Raw genomic sequence first — 4,777 nt, 5'->3', positions numbered from 1 at the left:
TGCCAAATCGACGCCAACTCGAATACTCTTCATGGTGGACTCCTCTTTACCGTTGACTGGTGGTCGGAACTACCAGTCTGGCACCTAGATGCCGCTTAGGTGAGGAGGGGTCCATCCCATTGCTTACCTCATACAAAGACCGCATCCGTGCAGTTCGGCTCTATATAAAACTCGGGAAGTGAACCGCCCCAAACGAGAAATGGCTCACTGACATCACGGAGTTCCAGCTCCCTGCTGGCAAGGTGTATCTGTCTCCTATGATCGACTGCTTCGAAGGTTTGGTTATCAGCTGGTCAATCGGTGCGCATCCTGACGCTGAGCTGGTCAATACGATGCTGGACGCTGCCATTGAGACGGTAGCCAACAGCAGCGATCGACCTGTGGTCCACTCAGATCGTGGCGCTCACTACCGATGGCCTGGATGGCTATCGCGGATACACGATGCAAAGCTGATTCGTTGGATGTCACGCAAAGGGTGTTCGCCGGATAATGCGGCCTGCGAGGGATTCTTCGGGCGTCTGAAAAATGAGATGTACTATTGCCGTGACTGGGTTGGCAAGACGGTAGAGCGATTCATGCACGAATTAGACTCGTACATCCGGTGGTATAACGAGCGGCGCATCAAGTTATCACTGGGGGCTATGAGCCCTGTCCAATACCGGCGCCATTTGGGAATCGCAACATAAATTAGTCCAAGTTTTCTGCCGCACCCCCACCTGGTAACTATTGGGCGCTGTTTGACACCCCAAGCGTATCCCTTGGACGAAATTGTTATCCAAAGAAGAGTTAGCGATGACTCCCTCTCTCCTATGTGATTGAGCTGCCCAAGGGGTGTTGGCGCGTTTTGCGACTGTCAGCTTTGTGCTGCTCTGTTCTTTGTAAGTGAGCCTGACTGACGTCGCGAAGGTGAGTCGTGACGGTTAAATAGCGTGTGTATCTCCCCTCGCTGCTGTAGGTTAGCAATCGCCCGATTGATGATCGGTAGGTACTGGCTGATGGGGTATTTACGTGCTGCGCCAATATGCGCCCAGTCGGTGGACAACGGTTGAGGCAGAACGGCCCAATGGCCGAGGTGGCCAAAGCGGTCATTTATCTGGGCTGCGAATTCGGTGGCCGTGTCGTAAAAGCTGATAAACAGGACAACGTCTACCCGTCCGCGCGCCAGCATGGCCAAACGTGCTGCCCGTGAACTGGCTTCTTCTTCTACTTTGAATAATCTATCCCGGTTGGCGATAAAGACTTTTCCGTAATACACCCCGCCATTGATGCCAACCGTCTTGTCAAGCAGGCTATGGACGCCAGCGTAAGGAAACACCTTGTCTGCCGGTACTACCATCCAGACTTTCGATTGGATAATGGGTGCAGAAAATGCCAAAAGCCGAGCCCGGTCCGGGGTGGGAACCACCTCCCACAGCAAGCCCTCTCCTCGCTCCGCTAACTTTAACGCACGCCGCCAGGGATAGGTCTTGATCTCAAACCGTAGTCCAGCTTCCCTTCCAATCAATTCGATTATTTTTTGTTGCTTTGGGTCGGGTGGCAAGGGAGTGCCCTGTGCATTGCGTAGTTGGTCCATGAATAATGGCACCGTTGTGGGTTCAATGGGGGTAGTCGCCTGGGCAGGTAAATTCAACAGTATTGCAAAGAAGAGAAACAGGCAGGACGACTTCATGGAACAAGCAATTATTTGTTTAAACTGAAACGATAAACCGCAGGCAAGGAGCCCATCAATGTGTGAAAGAATGGTTTACCGTGCACGAAATGTCTGTATTTGTCCTATCTTGGAGTGAAATGGTTTAGCGGAACACGCTTTTTTTACCCACGCAGCACCTCACTCAGGGTTTAAGGGATTGTTTTAAAAGTTATTTTTCCAATCTGTTGAGCATCAAATTGATCATGGCGATATGAATAAATGTTTCGCTGGATAGGGTGAGGCATACATAGTCATTGGAAAGTCAGCGATACCGATATAGCCAAGCGAAGGTACGTTCGACGACCCATCTGCGAGGCAAAAGCACGAAGTCCTTGGCATGGTCTGCGCGCAGGACGACATCGAAAACGAAGCGAAAGCGCTGAGCGACCCATTCCAGCAATGCTCCTCGATAGCCACCATCGACCCAGACACGGCGCAGCTTTTTGCAACTCCCCGTCAATGTTTGCAACAACCACTTCGCACCATCGCGATCCTGTACGCTGGCCGACGTCACCAGCACCGCCATTATCAGTCCCATGGTGTCGACCAAGATGTGACGTTTGCGTCCTTGAATTTTCTTGCCAGCGTCGTATCCTTTGACGCCTGCCGAGGCGCTGGTTTTCACGCTCTGGCTGTCGATACACCCCGCTGTAGGATGCTTGTGACGCCCGGCCCGACGCCGTACCTGCGCGCGAAAGGTGTCGTGAATCCGTTGCCAGACGCCAGCTCGGCTCCAAGCCCGAAAATAGCCATACGCGGTTTGCCAGGCGGGAAAGCCGTCGTGCGGCAATAGCCGCCAGGCACAACCCGCTCGCGTGATATACAAGTGCGCATTCACCACCTGCCGCAGATTCACTTGCCGCGGACGGCCGCCTTTTTGCGCTTCTGGCAGTAAGGATTTAATCTGTTCCCACGTCTTGTCGCTTAAATCGGTCGGGTAATGCCGCTTTCTCCTGCCGCTACTTTTTTAGCCATGTCAAAATCCAATACATGGGAACGGTTTGAGACTTTTAAAACACGCTCTCAGGTTTTCACGCAACCGGACGTGAGTCTCTCGATTCATCCAGCTCCTATCGTTCAACCATGCCGACGGGGGTACAAGACCAATTACTGACCTAGTCAATGTCGAATACACATTCGTACAACTATTGGCAGTAGTTTCGGAAGATTGTCATTGAACCATACTGAGTAATTATTCTCTAATGTAGAGTATCACTGTCAACTTAGTCAGCCCTTCATTGTCTTCACATTACTTTATGTGCGAGGCATATCGTGGATTGACAATAGAGGCTCCAAGGAGAATGGAAATGAGCTTGTTACCGGCCCCACGTACTTTATTTGATGACCTATTCCAAGATTTTTCCCCTGGTTTCTTTATTAGACCCTTGAATGGGGATCCTTTACCGGCCCAGATCAAGTTAGATGTGAGAGAGTTGGAGGATCGGTTCGAGGTGCAAGCTGAGTTACCTGGCGTGGCCAAAGAGGACATCAGCATAGAGGTGGAAGGCACGTTGGTCACCTTAAGCGCAGAAATAAAGCAGATAGACAGTCAATACAAGGATGAGCGCTTATTACGAATGGAACGCTATTCTGGTTTGGTATCACGCAGTTTTCATCTACCTGCTGAGGTATCCAATACAGAGGCGAATGCACGATTCGAGAATGGATTGCTTATGCTGACCCTGCCCAAGAAACAACCTGGCTCCAGTAATCACAAAGTAATGATTAGCTAGTCATTTTTCGCTCTGCAGCCAAATTATCAACTTACCTGCACTTCTACACCTGAACGGGCTTATTGCAATAGAAACTGATAAAGCACACTGATTGTGCGGTAGCGCAGTGGCCTTATTTTTATATTCGATAGTTTGTTTACTCGTGCTTGGCTATTTAAAGGTGTCCGTGGATGGCTCTGTAGGATACAGTCGCTGAAGCAGTTAAGACTGTTTGTGGCGCGCTAGCGGTGAGAGCAAGGTGGGCAGTCTTGGTGCAAGCCGGATTCAGTGAAAATACTGCTTCATCAAGCATCCATTGGTATGAATTCAACGCATGTTCACAATCTACCGTAAAGGCAAGTGTTGCAAGCTGTTGCTGGCTTTGAACAATAGCACTGCCGTTACCGCTTACGTGTAGGTAAGGGTGAGGCGGCACTGCAGGCACGATATCCAATGTATTCCAGATACGGTAGCTGGTTTTGACGGCGTTATTGAAGGATGCTGCAAAATCTAGAAGGCCCACGCGAGGCGAGGCAAACGTACAAAGGGTAAGCACGTCCTGTAGGCAGCAGACTTTGTTCATTGCCAAGTCTGCTGCTGCTAGTGTTGCTAGCGCTGCACCCAAGCTGTGTCCAAGTACAGTAAAGCTTGTGATCGGTGAGGTGGATACAAGCTGGGCAATGGCTTGCTTAATTCGAAATGAGACACCTGTCGTATCAATCAACTTGAAGCTGTCATAGATCCTAAGAAAGCCCAAGGCGACATGGCCCGCACTTGGGCTGGGTGTAAAAGGGATAGGGATGGCGAGAAAGTCGAGTATCCATTCGGCTGTATCTTCTGTACCTCGAATAACCAGCACGAGATCACCTGGGTTGAACTTCGAACGGGCAATGTACCCATAAAACGATTCGATTTCGAAATCCGAAGCATTGAGGTAATAGACCAGCTCGTAACCTGTAGCAGCTATACCAGGGTCAGCTGGAGGCGTTAGCCCACCGACCGAATACATGTGGTAGGCAAATTTGATGAAATTTGCTAGCTTAGCTGCCTTCCTCTTATCCAAGTCCATGGCATTTCCGTTCTAAAATACATCGCACGGCAATCAACGAGTTGAGCAAGCCATCCCGTGATTAATTTACGGAGAAGAAGTTGTCATGACGGACCAAACCTTTTAAGTCTGAAAGCTGCATCTACATTTGAGTGGACGTTTGCAAAATAGACTGGTTCCTCTTGCGTCCCATCAGATTTGCCGGGGGTGTCAGGATTTCCGTGTTCAGGGCGGGTTTGAGATTCACACGGATGGCCGAATAAACCGGTCCGCGTAAAGAATAGCGAATTGGTTCATCGCCGTCTTCCAATCCTTAGCGGCACGACT

The 4,777-nt window shown here is 50.2% G+C and carries 3 protein-coding genes and 2 pseudogenes; 2 read left to right on the top strand and 3 right to left on the bottom strand.

The features are described 5' to 3' along the window. Positions 1-185: 185 nt before the first annotated feature. A pseudogene (locus tag CSQ89_RS20030) lies at positions 186-686 on the top strand (IS3 family transposase); the annotation flags it as partial. A 167-nt stretch (positions 687-853) separates the two neighbouring features. Here the strand turns inward: CSQ89_RS20030 and CSQ89_RS20025 are convergent. Continuing rightward, positions 854-1,669, bottom strand: a complete 816-nt coding sequence (locus CSQ89_RS20025; protein ID WP_099407782.1) for a substrate-binding periplasmic protein — start codon at positions 1,667-1,669, stop codon at positions 854-856. A 190-nt stretch (positions 1,670-1,859) separates the two neighbouring features. Further along, a pseudogene (locus tag CSQ89_RS20020) lies at positions 1,860-2,630 on the bottom strand (IS5 family transposase); the annotation flags it as partial. A gap of 367 nt (positions 2,631-2,997) precedes the next feature. On the opposite strand from CSQ89_RS20020, the gene CSQ89_RS20015 reads away from it, so the two are divergent. Continuing rightward, the gene (locus CSQ89_RS20015) at positions 2,998-3,423 is read left to right on the top strand and encodes an Hsp20/alpha crystallin family protein (RefSeq protein WP_099407781.1); all 426 of its coding nucleotides are present in this window, start codon (positions 2,998-3,000) and stop codon (positions 3,421-3,423) included. Positions 3,424-3,577: 154 nt separating this feature from the next. On the opposite strand, the gene CSQ89_RS20010 is transcribed toward CSQ89_RS20015, so the two are convergent. Next, entirely contained in the window at positions 3,578-4,471 is an 894-nt protein-coding gene (locus tag CSQ89_RS20010; RefSeq protein WP_099407780.1) for a lipase family protein, read from the bottom strand. Positions 4,472-4,777 lie beyond the last annotated feature (306 nt).

Source organism: Chitinimonas sp. BJB300 (assembly GCF_002735695.1).
In the GTDB taxonomy this organism is placed as follows: Bacteria; Pseudomonadota; Gammaproteobacteria; order Burkholderiales; family Chitinimonadaceae; genus Chitinimonas.
The sequence above is the reverse complement of the archived record's forward strand: the minus strand, read 5'-3'. Positions and strand labels throughout refer to the sequence as shown.